The sequence below is a fragment of the Paraburkholderia sp. BL23I1N1 genome (assembly GCF_003610295.1).
In the GTDB taxonomy this organism is placed as follows: Bacteria; Pseudomonadota; Gammaproteobacteria; order Burkholderiales; family Burkholderiaceae; genus Paraburkholderia.
The window spans coordinates 1021524-1045438 of sequence record NZ_RAPV01000002.1 but is presented as its reverse complement, the minus strand read 5'-3'; the positions used below and the strand labels follow the sequence as shown (position 1 = coordinate 1045438).

The 23915-nt window shown below is 62.3% G+C and carries 22 protein-coding genes; 11 read left to right on the top strand and 11 right to left on the bottom strand.

Annotation, left to right across the window (positions count from 1 at the left end):
* Positions 1-70 precede the first annotated feature (70 nt).
* The 5 genes from B0G76_RS37340 to recG all read right to left on the bottom strand — a co-directional run bounded on the left by B0G76_RS37340 (position 71) and on the right by recG (position 5592).
* On the bottom strand, positions 71-262 hold the full coding sequence (locus B0G76_RS37340; protein ID WP_120298080.1) for a hypothetical protein: 192 nt from the start codon (positions 260-262) through the stop codon (positions 71-73).
* 80 nt (positions 263-342) lie between these two features.
* Positions 343-1797, bottom strand: a complete 1455-nt coding sequence (locus B0G76_RS37335; RefSeq protein ID WP_120297713.1) for a catalase — start codon at positions 1795-1797, stop codon at positions 343-345.
* 70 nt (positions 1798-1867) lie between these two features.
* Positions 1868-2008 (bottom strand): hypothetical protein, encoded by a 141-nt coding sequence (locus B0G76_RS43185; RefSeq protein ID WP_183082290.1) that lies wholly within the window; start codon positions 2006-2008, stop codon positions 1868-1870.
* A gap of 182 nt (positions 2009-2190) precedes the next feature.
* Positions 2191-3150 carry a hydrogen peroxide-inducible genes activator gene (locus tag B0G76_RS37330; protein WP_120297712.1) on the bottom strand — a complete coding sequence of 320 codons (960 nt, stop codon included), beginning with the start codon at positions 3148-3150 and terminating at the stop codon, positions 2191-2193.
* Between the two features lie 135 nt (positions 3151-3285).
* The gene (gene recG, locus B0G76_RS37325) at positions 3286-5592 is read right to left on the bottom strand and encodes an ATP-dependent DNA helicase RecG (RefSeq protein ID WP_120297711.1); all 2307 of its coding nucleotides are present in this window, start codon (positions 5590-5592) and stop codon (positions 3286-3288) included.
* A gap of 149 nt (positions 5593-5741) precedes the next feature.
* Between recG and queA the strand changes: the two genes are divergently transcribed.
* The 5 genes from queA (at position 5742) to secF (ending at position 11788) form a co-directional block, all read left to right on the top strand.
* Positions 5742-6800 (top strand): tRNA preQ1(34) S-adenosylmethionine ribosyltransferase-isomerase QueA, encoded by a 1059-nt coding sequence (gene queA, locus B0G76_RS37320; protein WP_120297710.1) that lies wholly within the window; start codon positions 5742-5744, stop codon positions 6798-6800.
* A gap of 109 nt (positions 6801-6909) precedes the next feature.
* Positions 6910-8127: a tRNA guanosine(34) transglycosylase Tgt gene (tgt, locus tag B0G76_RS37315; RefSeq protein ID WP_259460934.1), complete on the top strand. Its 1218-nt coding sequence runs from the start codon at positions 6910-6912 to the stop codon at positions 8125-8127.
* A 204-nt stretch (positions 8128-8331) separates the two neighbouring features.
* Positions 8332-8661 (top strand): preprotein translocase subunit YajC, encoded by a 330-nt coding sequence (gene yajC / locus B0G76_RS37310; RefSeq protein WP_007179286.1) that lies wholly within the window; start codon positions 8332-8334, stop codon positions 8659-8661.
* 118 nt (positions 8662-8779) lie between these two features.
* A complete protein-coding gene (gene secD, locus B0G76_RS37305) occupies positions 8780-10819 on the top strand; it encodes a protein translocase subunit SecD (protein WP_120297709.1) in 2040 nt (679 codons plus the stop codon).
* A gap of 18 nt (positions 10820-10837) precedes the next feature.
* Positions 10838-11788, top strand: a complete 951-nt coding sequence (gene secF / locus B0G76_RS37300) for a protein translocase subunit SecF (protein WP_120297708.1) — start codon at positions 10838-10840, stop codon at positions 11786-11788.
* Positions 11789-11899: 111 nt separating this feature from the next.
* Here the strand turns inward: secF and ltrA (B0G76_RS37295) are convergent, their stop codons facing one another.
* From ltrA (B0G76_RS37295) to B0G76_RS37285, 3 genes are all read right to left on the bottom strand, one after another.
* Positions 11900-13267: a group II intron reverse transcriptase/maturase gene (ltrA, locus tag B0G76_RS37295; protein ID WP_120297707.1), complete on the bottom strand. Its 1368-nt coding sequence runs from the start codon at positions 13265-13267 to the stop codon at positions 11900-11902.
* Positions 13268-13409: 142 nt separating this feature from the next.
* On the bottom strand, positions 13410-14714 hold the full coding sequence (ltrA, locus tag B0G76_RS37290; protein WP_120297706.1) for a group II intron reverse transcriptase/maturase: 1305 nt from the start codon (positions 14712-14714) through the stop codon (positions 13410-13412).
* 1047 nt (positions 14715-15761) lie between these two features.
* Entirely contained in the window at positions 15762-17039 is a 1278-nt protein-coding gene (locus tag B0G76_RS37285; protein WP_120297705.1) for an MFS transporter, read from the bottom strand.
* Positions 17040-17171: 132 nt separating this feature from the next.
* Between B0G76_RS37285 and B0G76_RS43180 the strand changes: the two genes are divergently transcribed.
* A complete protein-coding gene (locus B0G76_RS43180; RefSeq protein ID WP_183082289.1) occupies positions 17172-17348 on the top strand; it encodes a hypothetical protein in 177 nt (58 codons plus the stop codon).
* Here the strand turns inward: B0G76_RS43180 and B0G76_RS37280 are convergent.
* From B0G76_RS37280 to B0G76_RS37270, 3 genes are all read right to left on the bottom strand, one after another.
* Positions 17338-17907, bottom strand: a complete 570-nt coding sequence (locus B0G76_RS37280; RefSeq protein ID WP_120298078.1) for a YceI family protein — start codon at positions 17905-17907, stop codon at positions 17338-17340. The two genes, B0G76_RS43180 and B0G76_RS37280, sit on opposite strands and share 11 nt — an antisense overlap.
* 78 nt (positions 17908-17985) lie before the next feature.
* Positions 17986-18549 (bottom strand): YceI family protein, encoded by a 564-nt coding sequence (locus tag B0G76_RS37275; protein WP_120297704.1) that lies wholly within the window; start codon positions 18547-18549, stop codon positions 17986-17988.
* Positions 18550-18557: 8 nt separating this feature from the next.
* Complete coding sequence (locus B0G76_RS37270) at positions 18558-19118, bottom strand: cytochrome b (protein WP_120297703.1); 561 nt, start codon at positions 19116-19118, stop codon at positions 18558-18560.
* Between B0G76_RS37270 and B0G76_RS43175 the strand changes: the two genes are divergently transcribed.
* The 5 genes from B0G76_RS43175 to B0G76_RS37250 all read left to right on the top strand — a co-directional run bounded on the left by B0G76_RS43175 (position 19117) and on the right by B0G76_RS37250 (position 23321).
* The gene (locus tag B0G76_RS43175; RefSeq protein ID WP_183082288.1) at positions 19117-19275 is read left to right on the top strand and encodes a hypothetical protein; all 159 of its coding nucleotides are present in this window, start codon (positions 19117-19119) and stop codon (positions 19273-19275) included. The two genes, B0G76_RS37270 and B0G76_RS43175, sit on opposite strands and share 2 nt — an antisense overlap.
* Before the next feature lie 247 nt (positions 19276-19522).
* On the top strand, positions 19523-20278 hold the full coding sequence (locus B0G76_RS37265) for a paraquat-inducible protein A (RefSeq protein WP_120297702.1): 756 nt from the start codon (positions 19523-19525) through the stop codon (positions 20276-20278).
* Between the two features lie 7 nt (positions 20279-20285).
* Entirely contained in the window at positions 20286-20936 is a 651-nt protein-coding gene (locus tag B0G76_RS37260) for a paraquat-inducible protein A (RefSeq protein ID WP_120297701.1), read from the top strand.
* Complete coding sequence (locus B0G76_RS37255) at positions 20929-22587, top strand: intermembrane transport protein PqiB (protein WP_120297700.1); 1659 nt, start codon at positions 20929-20931, stop codon at positions 22585-22587. The genes B0G76_RS37260 and B0G76_RS37255 overlap by 8 nt, the downstream gene beginning before the upstream one ends.
* Positions 22584-23321 carry a membrane integrity-associated transporter subunit PqiC gene (locus B0G76_RS37250; RefSeq protein ID WP_120297699.1) on the top strand — a complete coding sequence of 246 codons (738 nt, stop codon included), beginning with the start codon at positions 22584-22586 and terminating at the stop codon, positions 23319-23321. The genes B0G76_RS37255 and B0G76_RS37250 overlap by 4 nt, the downstream gene beginning before the upstream one ends.
* Positions 23322-23915: the final 594 nt, after the last annotated feature.

Genomic DNA, 23915 nt, shown 5'->3' with positions numbered 1-23915 from the left:
GCACCCACGGCCTCATGCTCAGTCATGCGCTCAGTCATGCGCTCAGTCATCCGCTCAGTCACGCTATCGATCACGCACCCAGCGCGTGCTGCACGGCTTGCACAACGATCACCGCCAGTCCGCTCGAGACGATCGCGAATCCCGCCAACTTGCGCAGCATCAACGCTTGCCGATGTTGCGCGCCGCGTGCGGCAGACGAGCCGCCAGCGGTGGCCCCGCCAGTGGTGGCCCCGCCAATAGTGGACAACATCATCTGGATCATGATCGTGCTTCCTCGATTCGTATCGTTACCGGCGGGGCGCCGATGCACCCCGCCATGCTGCATCAATTCACTTCAACTGCTTACTTCTTGCTGCCTTCAGCGAGCCTGGCGATCGCCGCGATCACGCCTTCCGCATAGGCCGGATCGGCACGGCGGAAATGCTCGATCTGGCGCGCGACGATCTCTTGCGGCACACCGTTGATATGGCGCGCGATGTTGCCGAACAGACGCTCGCGTTGCGCCGTATCGAAGAGCGCAAACAACATACCCGGCTGCGTGTAGTAGTCCTCGTCCAGGCGATGGTCGTAACGGTCGACCGTACCCGCCGCGAGCGGCGGCTCCGATGCATTCGTGTCCTGCGCGAAGTCACCGAAGCGATTCGGCTCGTAATTCACGTTGCCGCCGAGATTGCCGTCCGCGCGCATCGCGCCGTCGCGATGGAACGAATGGTGGACCGGGCAGCGCGGCGCATTCACCGGAATCTGATGGTGATTGACACCGAGGCGATAGCGCTGCGTGTCGCCATACGAGAACAAACGGCCCTGCAACAGACGATCCGGCGAGAAACCAATACCCGGCACCACGTTGGCCGGCGTGAACGCTGCCTGCTCCACGTCCGCGAAATAGTTCGCCGCGTTGCGGTTCAATTCGATCGTGCCGACGTCGATCAGCGGGTAGTCTTTCTGCGACCACACCTTCGTGATGTCGAACGGGTTGAAGCGATAGTTCGCGGCTTCCGCTTCCGGCATCACCTGAATGGCAAAACGCCATGTCGGGAAGTTGCCTGCATCGATGCTCGTCAGCAGATCGTGTTGCGCGCTTTCACGGTTCTGCGCGACCACTTGCCCCGCTTCGGCATCGGTAAAGTTCTCAATGCCCTGCATCGACTTGAAGTGGAACTTCACCCAGAAACGCTCGTTGCTCGCGTTGATGAACGAGTACGTGTGCGAGCCGAAGCCGTGCATCTGGCGGAAGTTTTTCGGAATGCCGCGGTCGCTCATCAGGATGGTGACCTGATGCAACGACTCCGGATGACGCGCCCAGAAATCCCACGCCGCAATATTGCTGCGCATGTTGGTGTACGGATCGCGCTTTTGCGTGTGGATGAAGTCCGGGAACTTCAGCGGATCGCGGATGAAGAACACCGGCGTGTTGTTGCCGACCACGTCCCAGTTGCCTTCTTCCGTGTAGAACTTGATGGAGAAACCACGCACGTCGCGTTCCGCGTCGGCGGCGCCGCGTTCGCCCGCCACGGTCGAAAAGCGCATGAAAAGCGGTGTGTCCTTGCCGACCTGGGCGAACACCTTCGCCTTCGTATAACGCGAGATGTCATGCGTGACTTTCAAAGTGCCGAATGCGCCCGAACCTTTGGCGTGAACACGGCGTTCCGGAATCACTTCGCGGTCGAAATGGGCGAGTTTTTCGAGCAGCCACACGTCTTGCAGGACGACCGGACCGCGCGCGCCGGCGGTCATCGAATTCTGGTTGTCGGCGATAGGTGCGCCGGCTGCATTGGTGAGCTTACGTTCGGACATGCGTGACTCCTGAGTGACTTTGATCGGAAACAGAATGTGGGGGGAGGGACGGCGTACCGATGCCTGCGGCTTAGGCGGACAAGGCCCGATCGACCAGCAAGGACAGCGCAACCGTGCGCACCGAGGCGGCGAAGGTGCCGAAGGTGCCGGTGGTTACACGGGCGAAATGAGGCGCGGCGGCTTGGACTGGCTGCGAGTTCGGTTGCGTCATGATTTCCTCCGGGTCTTATGGGATCGGGCGATCCATGGAGGAAACTATAACAATACTATCGAATTATCGTGTTTAATTAATTTTATCTATTCGATAGGGATGACGGCTATCGCCACTTTGGGCAGCCGCCCGACCGCCCGCCGGGATGCGCGACGTTCGGTCTGGGCGCAGCGTGGCGCTGCCTAGCTGACAGGGACGGGCAGATCGAGCTTTTTGACGCCCGCCAGGTCGCAGGCGTTGATGGCGTCGCAGATGGCGTCGATCGCGGGCATCCGCGTGAAGCTCTTGCGCCAGGCAAGCACAACGCGGCGATCCGGCACCGGCTCGTCGAAAGCGACGTAGCTGAGCAGGCCCGCGTCGATACCGCCGGCGTGCGGCTTGACCTCATGCACCGACATGCGCGGCAACACCGTAATGCCGACGCCGCTCGCCACCATATGACGGATGGTTTCCAGCGACGACCCTTCGAAGGTCTTCTGGATGCCGTCCGCGTTCTGCGAGAAGCGCATCAGCTCAGGGCAGACGCCCAGCACGTGGTCGCGGAAGCAATGGCCGCTGCCGAGCAGAAGCATGGTTTCCTGCTTGAGATCCTCGGCATCGATCTTTACGCGGTTTTCCCAAGCGTGACCGGACGGCAGCGCGACGACAAACGGCTCGTCATAAAGCGCGCGCTGCATCAGACCCGTTTCCGGGAACGGCAGCGCCATGATGGCGACGTCGATCTCGCCCTGCTTGAGCAGTTCGATCAGCTTGAGCGTGTAATTTTCCTGCAGCATCAGCGGCATCTGCGGGACGCGCTTGATCATCTGCTTGACGAGCGTAGGCAGCAGATACGGCCCGATCGTATAGATGACGCCAAGGCGCAGTGGCCCGACCAGCGGGTCTTTGCCCTGTTTTGCGATCTCTTTGATGGCCAGGGTTTGTTCGAGGACGCGCTGGGCCTGCGTGACGATCTGTTCGCCGATCGGCGTGACACTGACTTCACTGGTGCCGCGCTCGAAAATCTGGACGTTGAGCTCGTCTTCGAGCTTTTTGATGGCCACGGACAGGGTCGGCTGGCTAACGAAACACGCTTCGGCGGCCCGGCCGAAGTGCCGTTCGCGGGCAACCGCGACGATGTATTTCAATTCGGTAAGCGTCATTGGGGGACCAATCAGTGCAATGAATTCGATAGGTTCTAGTTATACACCTATAGGGTCGGTTCGCCAACCTTTTGGTCCTTTTGGTCTATCACCCGCCGGGCAGAGACGTGCGCGTCCGCCCGCAAAGACACACCCTCAAGCCTTCAGATACTGCTCCCGCGCCCCAAGCCAGCGGGCCAGGTGCTGCAACACCACCTCGGGATACTTCTCGAGCAAAGCCGCGGCGGCCTCTCTGGCCGGCTCGATAAGCCACTGATCGTTCTGGAGATCGGCAAACCTCAGCATGGCCGCACCCGACTGCCGGGCGCCCAGAAATTCTCCCGGACCGCGAATCTCGAGGTCGCGCCGGGCAATTTCGAACCCGTCAGTCGTCTCGCGCATGGTCTGCAAGCGTGCCCGCGCCGTCATCGAGAGCGGCCCGGTATACAGCAACACGCAAACCGAAGCCGCGCTCCCGCGCCCCACCCGTCCGCGCAACTGGTGCAACTGCGCGAGACCGAAGCGCTCGGCATGCTCGATCACCATCAGCGAGGCGTTCGGCACGTCGACACCCACTTCGATCACCGTCGTCGCCACCAGCAATTGCACCTCGTTGCGTGTGAAGGCATCCATGACGGCAGCCTTCTCCGCCGGCGCGAGCCGTCCGTGCACCAGACCGACGTTCAATTCGGGCAATGCGGCCACCAGCGTCTCATAGGTCTCGACCGCGGTCTGCAACTGCAAGGTCTCGCTTTCCTCGATCAGCGGACATACCCAGTAAACCTGCCGCCCCGTCAGCGCGGCCTCGCGCACACGGCCGATCACCTCTTCGCGCCGCGCGTCGGAGACCAGCTTGGTCAGAATCGGCGTGCGTCCAGGCGGCAGTTCGTCGATGGTCGACACGTCGAGGTCGGCGTAATAGGTCATGGCCAGCGTGCGCGGAATGGGCGTCGCGGACATCATCAGCTGATGCGGCTGGAAGTCCTGCGCGCCGTCCGCCGCGTTTCGCGCCTTCGCGCGCAACGCAAGCCGCTGCGCCACGCCGAAGCGATGTTGTTCGTCGACGATCACCAACCCCAGCCGTGCAAACTCGACCGCGTCCTGGATGATCGCGTGTGTACCGATCACGAGTTGCGCGGTGCCCAGGGCCGCCGCTTCGATCGCGGCGCGCTTTTCCTTGGTTTTCAGGCTGCCCGCGAGCCACGCGACGCTCACGCCCAACGGTTCCAGCCAGCCGCGCAATTTGCGCGCGTGCTGTTCGGCGAGGATTTCAGTCGGCGCCATCAGCGCGGCCTGGTAGCCGGCGTCGATTGCCTGCGCCGCAGCCAGCGCGGCGACGATCGTCTTGCCGCTGCCAACATCGCCTTGCAGCAGGCGCTGCATCGGATGCGGCTGGGTCAGATCGAGCGCGATCTCGCCGCCCACGCGCGCCTGCGCGGCCGTCAGCGAAAACGGCAGCGCCTTCAGCAAACGCGCCACCAGCGCCGCTTCATCGCCCAGCTTCCGGCGCGGCATGGCCGGCGCCGCGCGCGTGCGGCGCTCGTCATGGGCACGCTTCAACGACATCTGCTGTGCCAGCAATTCTTCGAACTTGATCCGCACCCACGCGGGATGCGTGCCGTCGATCAACGCGGTCTCATCGGATTGCACGCCCGGATGATGCAGCGTACGCACGGCGTCCATCAGCGTCGGCACGCCGAGCGGCTGCATATAAGCTTGCGCGATCGGCGCGGGCAGCAGCTCCGGCAACGACGTGCGCGACAACGCGTTATCGATCGACTTGCGCAAATACGCCTGCGTGACGCCCGCAGTGCTCGGATACACCGGCGTCAGCGCCTGCGGCAGCGGCGTGTCTTCGTCGACCACGCGCACCGCCGGGTGCACCATCTCCATGCCGAAGAAGCCGCCGCGTACGTCGCCGCGCACGCGCAGCCGCGCGCCGATCGCCATCTGCTTGACCTGCGAGCCGTAGAAATTCAGAAAGCGCAGGACGAGTTCGTCGCCGGCGTCGTCGCGGAGTTTCACGAGCAACTGCCGGCGCGGGCGATAAGCGATTTCGTTGTCGAACACCACGCCCTCGGTCTGCGAGATGCCGCCCGGCAGCAGATGTCCGATCGGCGTCAACGAGGTCTCGTCTTCGTAGCGCATCGGCAGATGCAGGACCAGATCGATGTCGCGCGTGAGGCCGAGTTTGGCGAGCTTGTCGACGGGTTTGGCCGCGGGTTTGGCAGTGTCCTTGGCAGCCGGCTTCCCAGTGGCTTTGCCCGCGGGTTTGCCGGCAGGCTTGTCACCGAATGGGTCAACCATTTCGCCTTCACGCGCGGCCTTGCCGCTCTCTGAGGCGACACCCGCGCCGAGGTCGTTTAAGTCCGCCGTCGCTGCTTTGCCCCGCGCGACGCGGCGCTTCGGCTCGGCGCTCACTTCATCGGTAGCGGAGGGCAATCGGCGTTCGGACAAAGGCATGGGTTGCTTCGCAAGTACAATATCGGCTGTCAAAGGTGTCGCGCGCCAATCAGCGCGCGGGTTCGCGGGCCGCTCTGGCGTCCCGCAATCATAGCCGCCCGGCCCCGGCTTCGGCTCAATTCAGTCCCAATTCGCTTCCAGTCGTCCGCATGTTTACGCTTTCCGATTTCGATTTCGATCTGCCACCCGAGCTGATCGCGCAAGTTGCGCTGCCCGAGCGCAGCGCCAGCCGTCTGCTCGAAGTGGCCAACACGGCCGATGCCACCGACACCGCGCGCCTGATCGACCGCCGCTTTGCCGAGCTGCCCGAGTGCATCGAGGCCGGCGACCTGCTGGTCTTCAACGATACCAAAGTCCTGAAAGCGCGCTTCCTCGGCCAGAAGGCCAGTGGCGGCAAGATCGAAGTGCTGGTAGAGCGCCTGACGGGTGAGCGCACGGCGCTGGCGCAGATTCGCGCGAGCAAGAGCCCGCAGCCGGGCACCACGATCCGTCTCGCCGACGCGTTCGACGTGACGGTCGGCGAACGCGTCGAGCCGTTCTACACGCTGCATTTCCCCGACGACTGCCTGACGCTGATCGAGCAATTCGGCCGCCTGCCGCTGCCGCCGTACATCGAGCACGACCCCGACGCGACCGACGAAACCCGCTATCAGACGGTGTTCGCGCAGAATCCGGGCGCGGTGGCGGCGCCCACCGCCGGCCTGCACTTCGACGACGCGCTGCTCGCGCGGCTCGAGGCCCGCGGCGTGGAGCACGCGACGCTGACGCTGCACGTCGGCGCGGGCACCTTCCAGCCGGTGCGGGTGGAAAATCTGGCCGAGCACAGGATGCACAGCGAGTGGTATCACCTGCCGCAATCGCTCGCCGACAGGATCGCGGCGACGCGCGCGCGCGGCAACCGCGTGATCGCGGTGGGCACGACATCGATGCGCGCACTCGAGGCCGCCGCGCGCGACGCGGACGCCGCCGGACTCCCGCTCGGCGCAGCCAGCACGGAAACCGACATTTTCATCACGCCCGGCTATAAATTCCGCGTGGTGGACCGGCTGGTGACCAATTTCCACTTGCCGAAGTCGACGTTGCTGATGCTGGTATCGGCGTTCGCAGGCGTCGAGACGATTCGCGAGGCGTATCGCCACGCGATTGAACAGCGTTACCGCTTTTTCAGCTATGGCGATGCGATGCTGCTGACGCGCCGCGACGTCTGAAGCACGCTTTACCCAATCTGGAATTTGCCGTTCCCCAAACCGCCGCGAAATCTTCCGGCGGTATTCACAAATTGCGCCGGACTGTTCTCCGGTAGCACAGGAGTTATCAATGACCAACGGTCATACTCACGACCCAAGCGGTACCTGCAACACCTGCGCGAGTCACGACGAAAGCACCGCCTCGCGCCCCGAAAACGGCCTCAAATTCGAACTGCTCGGCACCGACGGCCAGGCGCGGCGCGGTCGCGTCACGCTGAATCATGGCGTGGTCGAAACACCGATCTTCATGCCGGTCGGCACCTACGGCACCGTGAAGGCGGTGCAGCCGCGCGAGCTGGAAGAAATGCACGCGCAGATCATCCTCGGCAATACGTTCCATCTGTGGCTGCGCCCGGGCCTGGAAACGATCGAGGCACACGGCGGCCTGCATGACTTCATGGGCTGGAAGAAGCCGATCCTGACGGACTCCGGCGGTTTTCAAGTGTTTTCGCTGGGCGATCTGCGCAAGATTACCGAAGATGGCGTCACGTTCGCATCGCCGATCAACGGCGACAAGCTCTTCCTGTCGCCCGAAGTGTCGATGCAGATCCAGAAGGTGCTGAACTCGGACATCGTCATGCAGTTCGACGAGTGCACGCCGTACGCGACCAACAACGTGCCGACTTCACATCAGGAAGCCGCCGATTCGATGCGTATGTCGATGCGCTGGGCCAAACGCTCGATCGACGAATTCAACCGCCTCGGCAATCCGAACGCCCTCTTCGGCATCGTCCAGGGCGGCATGTTCGAGGACCTGCGCGACGAATCGCTGGCGGGTCTCGCGGAGATGGATTTCCACGGTCTCGCGATCGGCGGCCTGTCGGTCGGCGAACCGAAAGAAGACATGATGCGCGTGCTGAACCATATCGGCCCGAAGCTGCCGGCCGACAAGCCGCACTACCTGATGGGCGTCGGCACGCCGGAAGACCTGGTAGCGGGCGTGGCCGCCGGCGTCGACATGTTCGACTGCGTGATGCCGACCCGCAACGCGCGCAACGGCTGGCTCTTCACCCGTTTCGGCGACATCAAGATCCGCAACGCCGCGCATAAGAACTCGCTGCGCCCGCTCGACGAGCAATGCGGCTGCTACACCTGTCGAAATTTCACCCGGGGCTACCTGCACCATCTGCATCGAGTAGGGGAAATCCTCGGTGCGCAGTTGAACACGATTCACAACCTGCACTACTACCTCGAATTGATGCAGGAAATGCGCGACGCGATCGACGCAAAACTGTTCGAGCCCTTCCGCAAGCGCTTCCACGAGAACCGCGCGCGCGGCATCGATTAGCCGGCAATCGGGAATCAGCTGACAAATTGCCGGACAGATCCGCTGGCTTCATGCGGAAAACCTTACAATCAACTTTCGTGTGCGGCAAAAAGGCTTTAAACGGTTGATCGGAAAGCCGATTCGCCGCGCCGACCCCTGTCAGGCCAGTGGTAGAATAACCGGCTGATTTTTTTGATCGTTTTGATTTATAACGGAGAGACCAACGTGTCGTTCATTTCCAATGCCTTCGCCCAAGGCACAGCAACTGGTGGCATTGAATCGAACCTGATGAGCTTCCTGCCGCTGATCCTGATGTTCGGCGTGCTGTACTTCATCATGATTCGCCCGCAAATGAAGCGCCAGAAAGAACATCGCAACATGCTCGCCGCCATGGCCAAGGGCGACGAAGTGGTGACGAATGGCGGCATCGTCGGCAAGGTGACCAAGGTGGGTGAAGCTTACGTCGGCGTCGAAATTTCGGAAGGCACGGAAATCACCGTGCAAAAAGCGTCGGTCACGACGATTCTCCCGAAGGGCACGATCAAGTCGCTGTAAGGCCTGCTCTCTCGCGTCCGGCGCGGCCTCGCCGGCGGTTCTCGCGGAACAACGCTGAACTGCCCGCGCTCATCGCCGGGCGCATCGCTTCCAAGCCAACCTTCCCGTTGGACCACTCATGAATCGTTACCCCCTCTGGAAATATGCCGTGATGCTGGTGGCTCTGGTCATCGGCCTCGTGTACACGCTGCCCAATCTGTTCGGCGAAGCGCCGGCGGTGCAGGTGTCGAGCGGCAAGGCAACAGTCAAGCTCGACTCGACCACGCTGTCGGCAGTCGAAACGGCGCTTGCTGCCAATCAGATCAAGCCTGACGAAGTCACGTTCGACAATTCGTCGACCAACGCGAACATTCGCGTGCGTCTGCTGGACACCGACACGCAATTGCGCGTGAAGGACCTGCTGCAGAAGTCGCTGAACAGCGACCCGACCGACCCGCAGTTCATCGTGGCGCTGAACCTGCAAAGCGCGTCGCCGCGCTGGCTGACCGCCCTGCATGCGCTGCCGATGTACCTCGGTCTGGACTTGCGCGGCGGCGTGCACTTCCTGCTGCAGGTCGACATGGCCGGCGCGCTCAACAAGAAGCTCGACTCCGACGCCTCGGATGCACGCACCATGCTGCGTGACAACAACATCCGCGACGGTGGCGTGAACCGCGTCAACCAGACGGTGGTGATCAATTTCGCCGACCAGGCCACAGCGGACGCGGCATCCAAGCAACTGGGCCGCAGCATCGGCGAACTCCAGTGGGTTTCGCAAGCGAACCCGGACGGTAGCGTGCAACTCGTCGGCACGTTCACGCCGGCGGTGCAGAAAGCCGTGCAGGACGCCGCACTCAAGCAGAACATCGTCACGCTGCATAACCGCGTGAACGAACTCGGCGTGGCCGAGCCGGTGATCCAGCAGCAAGGTTCGGACCGAATCGTCGTCGAACTGCCGGGTGTGCAGGACACGGCGAAGGCGAAAGACATCATCGGCCGCACGGCAACGCTCGAAGCGCGCCTCGCCGATCCGGTGAACACACATCCGAATCCGTCCGATCCGGTGCCGCCGGGCGACGAGCTGTTCACGCAAGGCAACCAGACGCCGGTGCTGCTGCGCAAGCAGATCATCTTCACGGGTGACCGCATTATCGACGCGTCGGCGGGCTTCGACGAACATCAGCGTCCGTCGGTCAACATCCGTCTGGATTCGGCGGGCGGCCGCGCGGTGCGCAGCGTCTCGCGCGACAACATCGGCAAGCCGATGGCGATGGTGCTGTTCGAGAAGGGCAAGGGCGAAGTGCTGACGGTGGCGACCATCCAGTCGGAACTGGGCGACCGCTTCCAGATCACCGGCCAGGCCACGCCGCAAGGCGCCGCCGACCTCGCGCTGCTGTTGCGCGCCGGTTCGCTGGCCGCGCCGATGGACATCATCGAAGAACGCACGATTGGTCCGAGCCTAGGCGCGGACAACATCAACAAGGGCTTCCATTCGGTGGTGTGGGGCTTCGTGGCGATCGCCGTCTTCATGATCGCGTACTACATGCTGTTCGGCGTGATCTCGATGATCGGCCTGTCGGTCAACCTGCTGTTGCTGATCGCCGTGCTGTCCATGTTGCAGGCTACGCTCACCTTGCCGGGTATCGCCGCTATCGCGCTCGCGCTCGGTATGGCGATCGACGCGAACGTGCTGATCAACGAGCGCGTGCGCGAAGAACTGCGTCACGGCGCGCCGCCGCAACTGGCGATCCAGAACGGCTACGCGCATGCATGGGCGACGATTCTCGATTCGAACGTCACCACGCTGATCGCCGGCCTTGCGCTGCTCGCCTTCGGCTCCGGCCCGGTGCGCGGCTTCGCGATGGTCCACTGTATCGGCATACTGACGTCGATGTTCTCGGCGGTGTTCTTCTCGCGCGGTATCGTCAACCTCTGGTACGGCGGCAAGAAGAAGCTCAAGTCGCTGGCGATCGGTCAGGTGTGGCGTCCTCAACCGGAAGGGATTGATGGCGCCGCCGCCTATCTCGGCAACGACGACGCGGCGACCGACACCGCACGAGCCGTTGCCGCGGCAAGCGCCAAACCGAAGGCCAAAGCGGCCGCCCAGGCGCGTAGCAAGCCGACGGTGCGCCGCCGCGACGCGTCCAATACGCCGCAGAAACCGGGTTCATCCCGCTGAGTCCCGGAGAACAAGACCATGGAATTTTTCCGCTTTCGCAAAGACATTCCGTTCATGCAGCGTGCGTTGATCTTCAACGCAATCTCGCTGGTGACGTTCGTCGCTGCTGTGTTTTTCCTGCTGCATCGCGGGCTGCATCTGTCGGTGGAGTTCACCGGCGGTACGGTCATTGAAGTGCAGTATCCGGGTGCCGCACCGCTCGAACCGGTGCGCGGCACGCTCAACAAGCTCGGCTATCCCGACGCGCAAGTGCAGAACTTCGGCACCTCGCGCGACGTGCTGATCCGTCTGCCGCTCAAGCAGGGCTTCACGTCGGCGCAACAGAGCGACCAGGTGATGGGCGCACTGAAGGGCCAGGATTCGCAGGTGCAGTTGCAGCGCGTCGAGTTCGTCGGCCCGCAGGTGGGCAAAGAACTCGCTACCGACGGCCTGCTTGCGCTGGCTTGCGTGGTGATCGGCATCGTGATCTATCTGTCGTTCCGCTTCGAATGGAAGTACGCCGTGGCGGGCGTGATCGCGAACTTGCACGACGTGATCATCATTCTCGGTTTCTTCGCGTTCTTCCAGTGGGAGTTCTCGCTGTCGGTGCTGGCCGCGGTGCTCGCGGTGCTCGGCTACTCGGTGAACGAATCCGTCGTTATCTTCGACCGGATTCGTGAAACCTTCCGCCGCGAACGCAAGATGACCGTGATCGAGGTGATCAACCACGCGATCACCAGCACCATGTCGCGCACGATCATCACGCACGGCTGTACGCAGATGATGGTGCTGTCGATGTTCCTGTTCGGCGGCCCCACGCTGCACTACTTCGCTCTCGCGCTGACGGTCGGTATTCTGTTCGGTATCTACTCGTCGGTGTTCGTCGCCGCGGCGCTCGCCATGTGGCTCGGCGTCAAGCGCGAAGATCTGGTGAAGGACAGGAAGGACCGCGTCGATCCGGACGATCCAAACGCAGGCGCGCAAGTTTGAGCTTGCTGTAGTCAGACCTCGCATCGGGATAGGGGCAGGCCTCGCGGCCCGACCCCTCCCACACCACCGTGCGTACGGGTCCGTACACGGCGGTTCGGATCGGTTAATCGACTATGGCCTTAGTGATGGAAGCCCCAGCGAGCGAAGGTAACGGTTTGACAAGGCGATGCCCAGCGCGGGACTGCAACTCAGCCGCCACGCATCGTGTGGCGAACCGACCGTCTGGGCAGCAAGGTTTCGGCTGACGCCGCGTACTGTCAGCTCCCGGAATCTTGTGCGGCCCCGTTTCCACTGCTTCCAGAAGAAGCAGCGGATGCGGCGGCGTATCCATTCATCCAGGCGTTGCAGAACGCTGGGCGTTTCGCAGAAACCGAAGTAGCCCCGCCACCCTGCCAGATAACGTTTCAGCGCGCCGATCATCTGGTCGACGCTGACCCCGCGCGTGCGTTGAGTCAGTTCCCGGACCCGATCCTTGAAGCGAGCCAGTGCCTTGGGCGCAATGCGCCGTTTGATCTGCTCCCGCCCCGAGAAGGTGAAGCCCAGAAACTTCCGCGTGTGTGGCCGTGCGACGGCGCTCTTCGCTTCATTGACCTTCAGCTTCAGCTTGCCGGTGAGGAAGGCTTTCAGCCCCGCCATCACCCGCTGGCCCGCGCGTTCGCTGCGTACATAGACGTTACAATCGTCGGCGTACCTCACGAAACGCAGCCCGCGTCGCTCAAGCTCCCGGTCAAGATCGTCGAGCATCAGATTGGATAACAACGGCGACAGGGGACCACCCTGGGGGGTGCCCTCGTCCGTCGCACCAACCAGCCCGTGCTCCATCACGCCCGCCGTCAGGAAGGAGCGAATCAGCTTCAGAACGCGTCTGTCACTAACCCGTTTTGCCACCCGACTCATCAAGATGTCGTGGCTCACGCGATCGAAGAATTTCTCCAGATCCAAATCTACAACCCATCGATACCCCGACTGGATGTAGCTTTGCGCCTGCGCCACTGCCTGATGCGCCGAGCGTCCCGGACGGAAACCGTAGCTGGAGTCCGAGAACGTCGGGTCCCACTGCCTTTGCAACACCTGCAAGACCGCCTGCTGGACGAATCGGTCAGGCGCAGAAGGGATGCCGAGCTTGCGCACGCCACCGCCATCCGGCTTGGGTATCTCGACCCGTCTCACAGGTTGAGGCTGGTATGTGCCGTTCAGCAGCGTGGCCCGTATCGACGGCCAATGCTCCCGCAGGTACGCCGGTAATGCCTGAACGGTCATCCCGTCCACGCCCGGTGCGCCCTTGTTAGCTTTCACACGCTTCAACGCCTGCTTCAGGTTCCCCCTTTCGCAGACTTCTTCCATCAGTCGGTCATATGCCGACGGGCTTTCAGACTCGGGGTTCGCCGCCATAGGTTCAGCCCCTCGATCAGCAGCCATCGGAGCTTCACCCCTGCCTCCGCTGTCGAGGACGCGATGCGTTTTCTGCTGCGCTCCCATGTCGAGTTCTCCGGCTTACTCGCCGCTCCTTTCCGTTCGGGCCTTCAGGCGTCGCCGCCCTGTTGGGTCGGAGGAGGCGCGCTGACGCGCTGGCCTCCGTCCGCCGCCCAAACTGCACGTGCCGTTTTCCGGCATGCAGCTTTCACGAAGATGCAGCATGCTGGGACGCAAGAGAAGGTATCAGTTGCACAAGGTTGACCAACCCGAACTCGCCATAGAGCCGCGCCTCGGGCAAGACCTTCCAGCCCATGTTGCGCCAGCGCTTGAATCGATGCGACCAGATGCGCCGCACGATCCATCGGTTGAGCCGGTTGAAGATTCGCCGGACGTGGGAGCGCTTGTAGTAGTGCCCCCAGCCCCGCAGGATGGGATTGAGCCGTCCAATCAGCTCCCGAGTTCGAAGCGGCACACATCGTTTTGTAAGACGACGCACCTGATCCATGAAGCGCTGGACCGATTTCTCCCGGGGGTACGCGTACAGCGCACCCGATCGGGCGCCACTGCGGATTTTGGCCGTGGGCAGCGATAACTGCCGCCCACGCTTGATCTTGTAGCCGAGAAACTCGAATCCAAACCGGACATGCACGATCCGCGTCTTCTGCGGATGGAGTTGCACACCCAGTGCGCTCAGAATCTTCGTCGCCGCCGCGATGGCTGCGCGCGCTTCTGCCTGGGATGAACAGGTGATCACCCAGTCATCCGCGTAACGGGTAAGCTGGTAGCCCTTAAGCCGCATCTCCCGATCAAACGGCGTCAGGAGGATATTGCTGAGCAGCGGTGAAGCTACCCCACCTTGCGGCGTTCCACGCTCGCTCGGAAAGAGACGACCCTTGCCGAAACTACCGGCTTTAAGCATCGCCTTGATCAGGCTTAGTACCCGACCGTCAGCGATGCGCTGGGCAATGAGCGACAGAAGTTTGTCATGGTCAACTGATCCAAAGAAGTCCTTCAGATCAGCATCAACAATCCATTCCCTGCCGCCCTCGATCTCCCTCCAGATCTTGCGCAAAGCGTCGTGTGTCGATCGCCCTCGCCGATACCCGAAGTTGGCCTCGTCGAATACCGGCTCGAAGATCGGCTCCAGACGGTTGAGCAGCGCCTGCTGACATACGCGATCGTAAATCGACGGTATGCCGAGATTGCGGAACTCCCCCGGTTTGCCGACTTTCGGGATCGAGACCTGCCGGACCGGTTGCGGCTGATAGGTCCGCGCACGCAATTCTGCCTGCAGACGGTCCAGATGATGGTCCGCCTGTTCGGCAAAGTCTGCCACGCTGATTCCATCGACACCGCCACTGCCACGGTTGGCCCGGACCCGCTCCCAGGCGACTTCCAGATTCTTCCGTTGATAAACCTTGTCAATTAATGAGTGGACCTTCCTTGCTTCCATCGGGTTGATCCAGTCAGACAGTCTCCTCGGGCGCGGATGTACGGGTATTTCGCTCATGGAACTGATCCTCCTCCGTGTCCTTACTCACTGTCGTCCGGGTTCTTCCCAATCATCTTCGCCGGCTGCCTTCCCCGACCCACTTCTGTCGCCGATCGCTCGGTCACGTAGTTTTGGCCACGCTTCAGGTACTACTCAGCCGTCCGACTACTGACACAGCACCGCTCGCCACTTCGCTCCTCGCTTATAGGCTCACTTCCCGCGGTGCCACCCGCGGACTGTGCCAGTTCTCCTGGGGTCACACGCTGTTCTTCCGTACCGTGCCGTCCGCAAACACCTTGGTGCGGTGGGTGAATGAGAACGCCTTCGCCTCCATAGTGCAGGCTCGACCTTACCCCACCTTTGGCCGACCGGTTCGTCATCGGGGCAGCCCCCATCGACTACGGCCCGGTACTTCTCCTCATGCCCTTCGGATTCCGCCTCGCGGCGGACACCCTGCCCTCCGGAGTACTGCGAGATGATGGCTTCAGGTCCGCCTTGTCCGTTTCCGGCTTTCGCCTTCGTGCCCGGTTAGACGTCTCCATACCTTCCCACCTCTCTCCGGCCAGCGAGGCATTACCCCCGCTTTCGGATATGGCGCCCCTCATCCGAGCGCCAGAGGGACTTCAACCCTCCGGAACAACGCGCTGCCCAGCGCACAATATGCCCTCTGCTGACTCCTGCACGGTGGTCAACGGCCCTTGCGAGCCGCTCAGTCCTCATTTCAGGACGCCGTGCAGGCCTCCCGAGGTAAGCGCAACCGCCTTCCCCACACACCTGCCAGATCTACCACCCCAGCCCTTGATGGCTATGGACTTCGCAATCAATTGCTTGCTCGTCCGGCCAGGTAGGCCTCGCATCTGGTTTCTGTTCGTCAGGTCATGGCTTTGCTACACGCTTCCTTCAGACCCCGCCTCACGACGACGCCCTTGCGTTTCGCTAGTCCTTCACCACCATCAGGTTGGACAGGGGACTCACACCCCCAAGCTGTTGCGCATGCTCGGCGCACAATAAGAAAGGCCGGTTCTCTCGAACCGGCCTTTTGGCGTTTACCGCCTTTGCCGCGCTTTAGCGAAACCCAAGCTTGCGCCGCGCCGCCATCAACGCCACCAGGCTCACGCCCGCCGCAAAAATCATGTAGTAGCTCGGCGCGGCCTTCGACCCCGTGAAGCTGATCAGCCACGCAATGATGAACGGCCCGAAGCCGCCGAAGATCGTCACGGCGATGTTATAGGCCAGCGACATGCCGGTCGTCCGCGTCTGCACCGGGAACATCTCGGAGAGCAAACCCGGCAGCGCCGCGAAGTAGCCCGTCATCAGAAAGCCGAACACGATCTGCAGCGCGATCAGCGTGCCGAAGGTCGGATGCGCGACCAGATACACAAAGGCCGGATTGATCAGGATGAGAAGCAGCAGCGCCGAGATCAGCATGATCGTGGTACGCCCGTGGCGGTCCGACAGATGACCGACCAGCGGCGAAAACACCATCTGGATCGCGCCGGTCAGCGCAATCGCCGCAAACGCAACCGAAGGCGCCAACCCCAATTGCTTCACACCGTACGTCGGCATGAACAACACCAGATAGGTCGACACCGTACCGAGCACCACCACGCCGATCGCAATCACGAGGCGCAGCTTCTGGCTGGTGAAGGTATCGCGCAGCGGCGTCGCGGTGGTTTCCGCCGCGAGAAACTCGGGCGTTTCGTCGAGTTTGGTGCGGATGTACCACGCGACCGGCCCGATCAGCAGACCGAAGAAAAACGGCACGCGCCAGCCCCATGAAGCCATCTGCTCCGGAGACAGCTTGCCGGTCAGCAGCACGCCGAAGCCGGCCGCGAGCAGCGTGGTGAGCCCCTGGCTCGCGACCTGCCAGCTCGCGAAGAAACCCCGCCGCCCCGGCACGTGTTCCGCGAGAAAAGCCGTGGCGCTGCCGAACTCGCCGCCAGCCGAAAAGCCTTGCATCAGTCGCGCCATGACGAGAATCACGGGCGCGGCAATGCCGATGCTCTGATACGTCGGCAGAACCGCGATGACCAGCGTGCCGCACATCATCAGCAGGATCGACAGCGTGAGCGCCGCCTTGCGTCCGGCGCGGTCGGCGTAAGCACCGATCACGATCGCGCCGAGCGGCCGCATGAAGAACGACACGCCGAAGGTGCCGAGCGTCAGCAGCAGCGAAACGGTGTCGTTACCCGCCGGGAAAAACAGCTTCGCGATGATGACCGCGAAAAAACCGTACACCACCAGATCGAACCATTCCAGCGCGTTACCGATCGAGGCGGCGACCACCGCGCGCCACGAATTCTGCCGGCTCCCCGCCAGGCTTGCCGATGTCGTTGCATTCATGCAGATCTCCAATGCGCGCGAAATATTATTGACGCAGGTCTTACGCCGGATATTGCCCGACTGGGTGCGCGCACAACCAGTACGGAACCAGCGCTCTGTGTACCTGAAAAATTAAACCAGCGCGAGCGGCAAATGACCCGTGACCGCTGCACAAGGCTTCCCGTGGTTCAACCGGGCAATAAAAAACCGCTTCATCGCGAAAGCGAACGAAGCGGTTTTTTGTTGCGGCGCAACGGCAGCGCCATAAGCGGTACTCAATACGACCCGGCGAAAGGCGCGTTAAAGCGCGTTAAAGCGCTTATTGCTTGATGCCCTCTGCCTGAATATGCAGCTTGGTATCCAAGCTGAAGCCATATCTGGCGCCGAAATCCATGCCGAAATCGCCGCGGTTGAAATGCGCGCTCGCTTCCACACCGCATACTTCGCGCTTGAGCACCGGATGCGGCATGCACTTGAACGATTCGACCTTCAGATTCAGCGGCTTGGTCACGCCATGCATCGTCAGGCTGCCGACCACTTCGACTGGCTTGTCGCCGTCGAACTTGATATCAGTCCCTTTGTAGGTCACCGACGGATACTTGGCGACGTCGAAGAATTCGTCCGATTTCACATGCTCGTCGAGCTTGCTGTTGCCGGTCTCGACCGAGGCCGGATCAACCGTCACATCCACCGTGCCGGTTTTCGCCGCGCGGTCGAGCGTAACCGTGCCCGACGTCTTGGTGAACTTGCCGCGCCACACCGAGAGGCCGCCGAAGTGGTCCGCCTCGAAGCTCGGATACGTGTGGGTCGGGTCGAGTTGATAAGTGTCGGCGGCGGCAAACGCACCGAGCGAGACAGAAGAGGCCAATGCGCCGACGGCGATCAACAGGGAAGTTTTCAATTCAGGCTCCTTGTGTTTCTTGAATGCTTGAAGGAAAGCGGCCGCGCTCAAAGAGCGCGGCGAACGTCACTTGTGTGCTGCGACGATATGAAACTTGATCACCACGTCATCGGCGACCACCGAAGTGTCTTTCCATTCGCCGGTGCCGATGTCGAATTGCGAGCGCTTGATCGGCAACGACCCGTCGAACGTCTGCGTCGCGCCCTGCTGGGCGACCGTGACCGGCACCACGACGGTCTGCGATTTACCCTTGATGGTCAGCTTGCCGGTGACCTTGAACTGATTGCCGCCGGCCGGGGCGATCGCGCTCGACACGAAGGTCGCAGTCGGATAGGTCTTCGCGTCGAACCAGTCCTTGCCGCGCACCTGATCGTTGTAGCTTTCGTCACCGAGATCGTAACTGCCGACATCGATGCTGAACTGCGCGCTGCCATCGGCCGGTTTTGCCGGATCGAACTTCACTTGCGCGGTGAATTTACCGAATTTGCCTTCCACCGGCACGTTCATCTGCTTCGAGGTTGCCGTCACCGAACTCCTGGCGACGTCTACCTGCGCAAGCGCACTGCCGGCCGCGGTCAGCGAAGCCGCTGCGAATGCGGCGAGCATGTAGCGATAAAACGAAACTTTCATGGTTATCCTTATTTGATGAAAGGGAGCATGCGCGACAGCAGGCCGTCGCGGTCCAACCATTGATGCTTGAGCGCCGCCGCGACGTGCAACGCGACCAGCACGAGCAAGGTGTAATTCAGCGCGATGTGCACGTTCTTCAGCAGCTCCTTGAGATGCGGATCCGGTGCGATCAGGCGCGGCAGCGGAATCAGACCGAGGTACACCACCGGCACGTTGGCCGCCGAGCTATACAGATAGCCGGAGGCGGGAATCACGATCATCAGCGCGTAAAGCAGCAGGTGCGTGAGATGCGCCGCGCCGCGCTGCCAGGCCGGCATGCGGCGCGGCATCGGCGGAGCGCCGTGGGTGGCGCGCCACAGAATGCGCACCACGGCGAGCGCGAACACCGTCACGCCGATCCATTTGTGCCAGGAGAAGTAGCGCAGCTTGGTGGGCGTGAAGCCGGGGATGTCGGTCATCACCCAGCCGAGCGCGAAGCCGCATACGATCAGGAGCGCGATCAGCCAGTGAAAAGCGATAGCGGTCCGCGTGTACGACTCCCGGCCACCGAAAGAAGGATTGAGTGACATGACAGATCAACGCAAGCTAAGAGAAGTTAACGGCGCGGCTGGCTCCGCTATTCCACGCATGCGCATGCATGCTGCAACGTGCGAGTCGATAGTCAACATGGCGGCCGCGGCACACGCCAAGGCCGCCATGCTACCGCAAGCGGAAAAAGCTGGCTGAAGCCGCCAGGACGAAAACTTTCCTACGTACAAAGCTGTGTTGAACAATTGGGGACGGAGGCTGTCAGAATCAGTCGAGTTTGTGTAAGACTAGTGTCCACGCCGACACCGCATGACTCACGCCGCACCATTTGCAACGGCCATCCCAGCAGCAAAGCGCGTTTGGTACTATTGCTCCACGCTTTCTTCAGCCCTGCCCTGAATTCGGCATTGCACGCCTTTCCTCACGTGGTTAGCCCTTCTGCCGTATGGAACATGACAACCTGATCGCGTGCCATGAATGCGATACGCTGGTCCGCAAGCCCCGGCTTGCCGGAAGGGCGGTCGCGCGCTGTCCGCGCTGCGGCGCGACGCTCTATAGCGGCATCTCCCGCAAGCTCGACAGCATCTGCGCAATGACACTGGCTGCGCTGATCACCTTCGTCATCGCCCAGGCCTTCCCGATCGTCGAACTCGAAACCAGTGGCATCACCTCGCAAACCACGTTGTTCGGCGCGCTCGTCGCGTTATGGGGCGAGGACATGCAGATCGTCGCCGTCATGGTGTTCTGCTCGACCATTCTGTTCCCCCTGACCGAGCTGGTCGCGCTGCTTTACGTGCTGATCCCGCTGCGCGCCGGCTACGTGCCGCTCGCCTTCAACCGCGTGCTGCGGGCCATTCAATTCGTGCGGCCGTGGGGCATGATCGAAGTGTTCATGCTCGGCGTGCTGATTACCATCGTGAAGATGGTGAGTCTCGCGCGCGTGATTCCCGAAGCGGCGCTATTCGCATTCGGCGTGCTGACGCTGATGATCGCGGTGGTCGTCACGTTCGATCCGCGCGTGCTGTGGGACCTCGCCGACGAAATGCGCGAACGCAGCAAGAAACCGCTGCCGGGCACCACCACGGATAGTGCGGCGGTTGCCGGCAGTTCGCTTAACGGGCCGCCCGCGCCGCCTGATGTACAAGGCACGGTTCAATCCGCATTGCCGCCGGGCGTGCCGCCGGCGCCGCACCAGGGATGAACGCACGATGAAATACGTGACTGCGAAACGCGCGGGGATGGTCGCGTGCCACGCGTGCGGACGCGTCGAGCCGCGCATCCGCTCCGCCACGCCGCAGCACTGCGGACGCTGCGGCGCAGTCCTCCACACGCGCCACCCTGACAGCCTGATGCGCACCTGGGCACTGCTGATTGCGGCGGCCTTGCTGTATATTCCCGCGAATTTGCTGCCGGTGATGCACACCTCGTCGCTGCTCGGCTCGGAAGACGACACCATCATGAGCGGTGTCGTGTACTTCTGGACCTCGGGCGACTGGCCGTTGGCCGTGATCGTGTTTATCGCCAGCATCATGGTGCCGATGCTCAAGCTCAGTGTGCTCGTGCTGCTCACCGTCACCGCGCAGCGCCGTTCGCGCTGGCGGCCGGATCAGCGCACCACGCTGTACCGGATGGTCGAAAAGATCGGGCGCTGGTCGATGCTCGACGTGTTCGTCGTCACGCTGACAGTCGCGCTGGTTCGTTTCAAATCGCTGGCCGTGATCACGGCCGGGCCAGGCGCAATCGCCTTCGGCTCCGTGGTGATTCTGACGATGATGGCATCCATGCAATTCGATCCACGGCTCATCTGGGACAACGTGGAAAGCAGTTCCCAAAAACCTCAGGACCTCGACCATGACTAGCCCGCAAGGACCGACGCCCGCCTCCGATGCGCCGCGCAACGATTCGAACGGACCCAAGCTGCCTCCTCAATTGCCGGACCCCGATATCGAGCCGCGCCGCCGCTGGCTGCCCTCGCTCGTCTGGGTGATCCCGCTGATCGCCGCGCTGATCGGTGTCGCGCTCGTGATCAAGTCGGTAACCGAAAAAGGTCCGACGATCACGATCACGTTCGTCAGCGCAGAGGGCCTCGAGCCCGGCAAGACCAAGGTCAAGTACAAGGACGTCGACGTCGGTTCGGTGAAGACCATCACGCTCTCGAAAGATCTGTCGCACGTGCTGGTTCAGGTGCAGCTCACCAAGGAAGGCGAAAACTTCGCGGTCAAGGATTCGCGCTTCTGGGTGGTGCGCCCGCGCGTCGGCGCGAGCGGCGTGTCCGGACTGACCACGCTGCTCTCGGGTGCGTACATCGGCGCGGACGCCGGCCATTCGCCCGATACCGAGAAAAACTTCGTCGGCCTCGAAACGCCGCCGCCTATTACGGGTGACCAGAAGGGCCACCAGTTCGTTCTGCATGGCGACTCGCTCGGCTCGATCGACATCGGTTCGCCGATTTTCTACCGGCGCGTGCAGGTTGGCCAGGTGGTCGGCTTTTCGCTCGACAAAGATGGCACCGGCGTGACGATGCAGGTCTTCGTGTCGGCGCCGTTCGACCAGTACGTCGGCACCAATTCGCGCTGGTGGCATGCGAGCGGCGTCGATCTGCGGCTCGACTCGAGCGGCTTCAGGCTGAATACACAGTCGCTTGCGACGGTGATCGTGGGCGGCTTGTCGTTCCAGTCGCCGCCGGGCCAGGGCGTGGGCGCGCAGGCGCCGAACAACATGACGTTCCGCCTCGGCTCGGATGAAGCGGACGCAATGCGCGAACCGGACGGCGTGCCGTTGCGCGTGGTGATGAACTTCAACCAGTCGCTGCGTGGGCTGTCGGTCGGCGCGACGGTCGATTTCCGCGGCATCGTGCTGGGCCAGGTGACCAACATCAACATCGACTACGATCCGAAGACGCGTAGCTTCACGATGCCGGTCACGATGAACCTGTACCCCGACCGACTCGGCAAGCGCTTCCGCGAAACCGCACCGACGCCGGGCACCCTGGCGGGTCAAATGTTGCTGCAGCAGCTCGTGAAGCACGGCCTGCGCGGCCAGTTGCGCACCGGCAATCTGATTACGAGCCAGTTGTACGTGGCGCTCGATATCTTCCCGAAAGCGCCGCCGGCCACGGTCGACGTCACGGGTGATCCGCTCGAGTTGCCGACCATTCCGAACTCGCTCGACGAACTGCAGGTGCAGGTTGCCGACATCGCGAAGAAGCTCGACAAGGTGCCGTTCGACCAGATCGGTTCGAACCTGAACAGCGCGCTGAAGAATGCCGACCAGCTGTTCGCGCGACTCGACAAGGAAGTCGTGCCGGAGGCGCGCGACACCTTGGCCGCGGCGAAGCAGACCTTCGGTTCGGCCCAGGCGACGTTGCAACAGGACTCGCCGTTGCAGTCGGATGTTCATCAGGCGTTGCAGGAACTGACACGCACGTTGCAGTCGCTGAATGCGCTGTCGGATTATCTGGAGCGTCATCCGGAATCGCTGTTGCGCGGTAAATCAGGAGATAAACCATGATGTTTGCCCGGCTCCCCCGCCCGCCGCGCGGGCTTGTGCGCGGCGCTGTTTATGTCGGTGCTCTGGCCGGACTGATGGCGATGGCGGCGTGTTCGTCGCCGAGCAGCCGCTTTTATACGCTTGGCGCGGACGGTGCGCCTGCTGGTTCTGCGGCGCCGGTTAGCGCCCGGACGTCGGCTGCACCGGCATGGCTGATCGAAGTCGCGCCGATCGATGTGCCGCCGCAGGTGGCGAAGAATCAGCTTGTGGTGCAGACGGGACCGACGCAGGTCAAGGTACTCGAAGAGGAGCGTTGGGCTTCGTTGCCGGGTGACGAGATTCGTCGGGCTTTGTCGACCAGTTTGACGCAGCAGTTGGGCACGATCGATGTGTATGGCACGGCGTATTCGGATAGCACGCCGGTGTACCGGGTCAGCATGAATGTGCAGCGGTTCGAGTCATGGCCGGGGTCGCATGCGTTGATCGACGCGGTCTGGAGTGTGCGGGTTGTGCGTGGGACGGCTGTGATGACCTGCCGGAGTGTGGTGAGTGAGCCGGTTAGCGGCGGGTACGATGCGCTTGTTAGTGGGCATCGGGCTGCGTTGCAGCGGATTGCGCTGCAGGTTGCTGCTGCTGTGCAGGGAATGGCTTCTGTTGCTCCGCAGGGGAAGGTTGGAGGTGCTAAGGGTGCTGGTTTTGCCGTGCCGGCGTGTCCTTCTGCTGTTGCAGTTGGGACTACCGCTGCCGGTAGTTAGTGGCTTTTTTTGTCTTCGCGGTGCTTTTTGTCTGGGTGCCCACGGGGTTGGCCTTTCCTTGTTTTGTTAGTGGTCTATTAGCGTTGCCCCTGTGCGGGGCGGCACCTACTTTTCTTTGCGCGGGCCGCAAAGAAAGATAAGCAAAGAAAGCGGCTCACACCGCTAATTCTTAAGCGGGTCCCTCGCGCAGTCACGGTAGTGGTGCATCTGGAATCCGTGTCCTCGCACATTCGGCTTGAGTGACTAAGGGCTCATCAGCTCCCACTCCGCACTACGTGCGTCGCGGACGGGTATGCATGGGAAACCATGGGGCGTCGTTCATGCGTGGTGGGGGCCATCGGCTTCGCCTCGAAGCGCGGTCACGGCGGGACGGTGATCTGCGGAGCCAAATTGAAAGCGTGCGCAAACCTGATCGGATGGTTTGGTGAAGTACCCTTCGGCGCGCGCAGCGCCGCCGGAAGAATGACTGCCTTGTCACCGGAGCGGAATGTGCGAGGGCACGGATTCCAGATACACCACTACCCCCTCCGAGCCAGGGGACCCGCTTATGAGCTGGCGGTGTGAGCCGCTTTCTTTTGCCTACTTTTCTTTGCG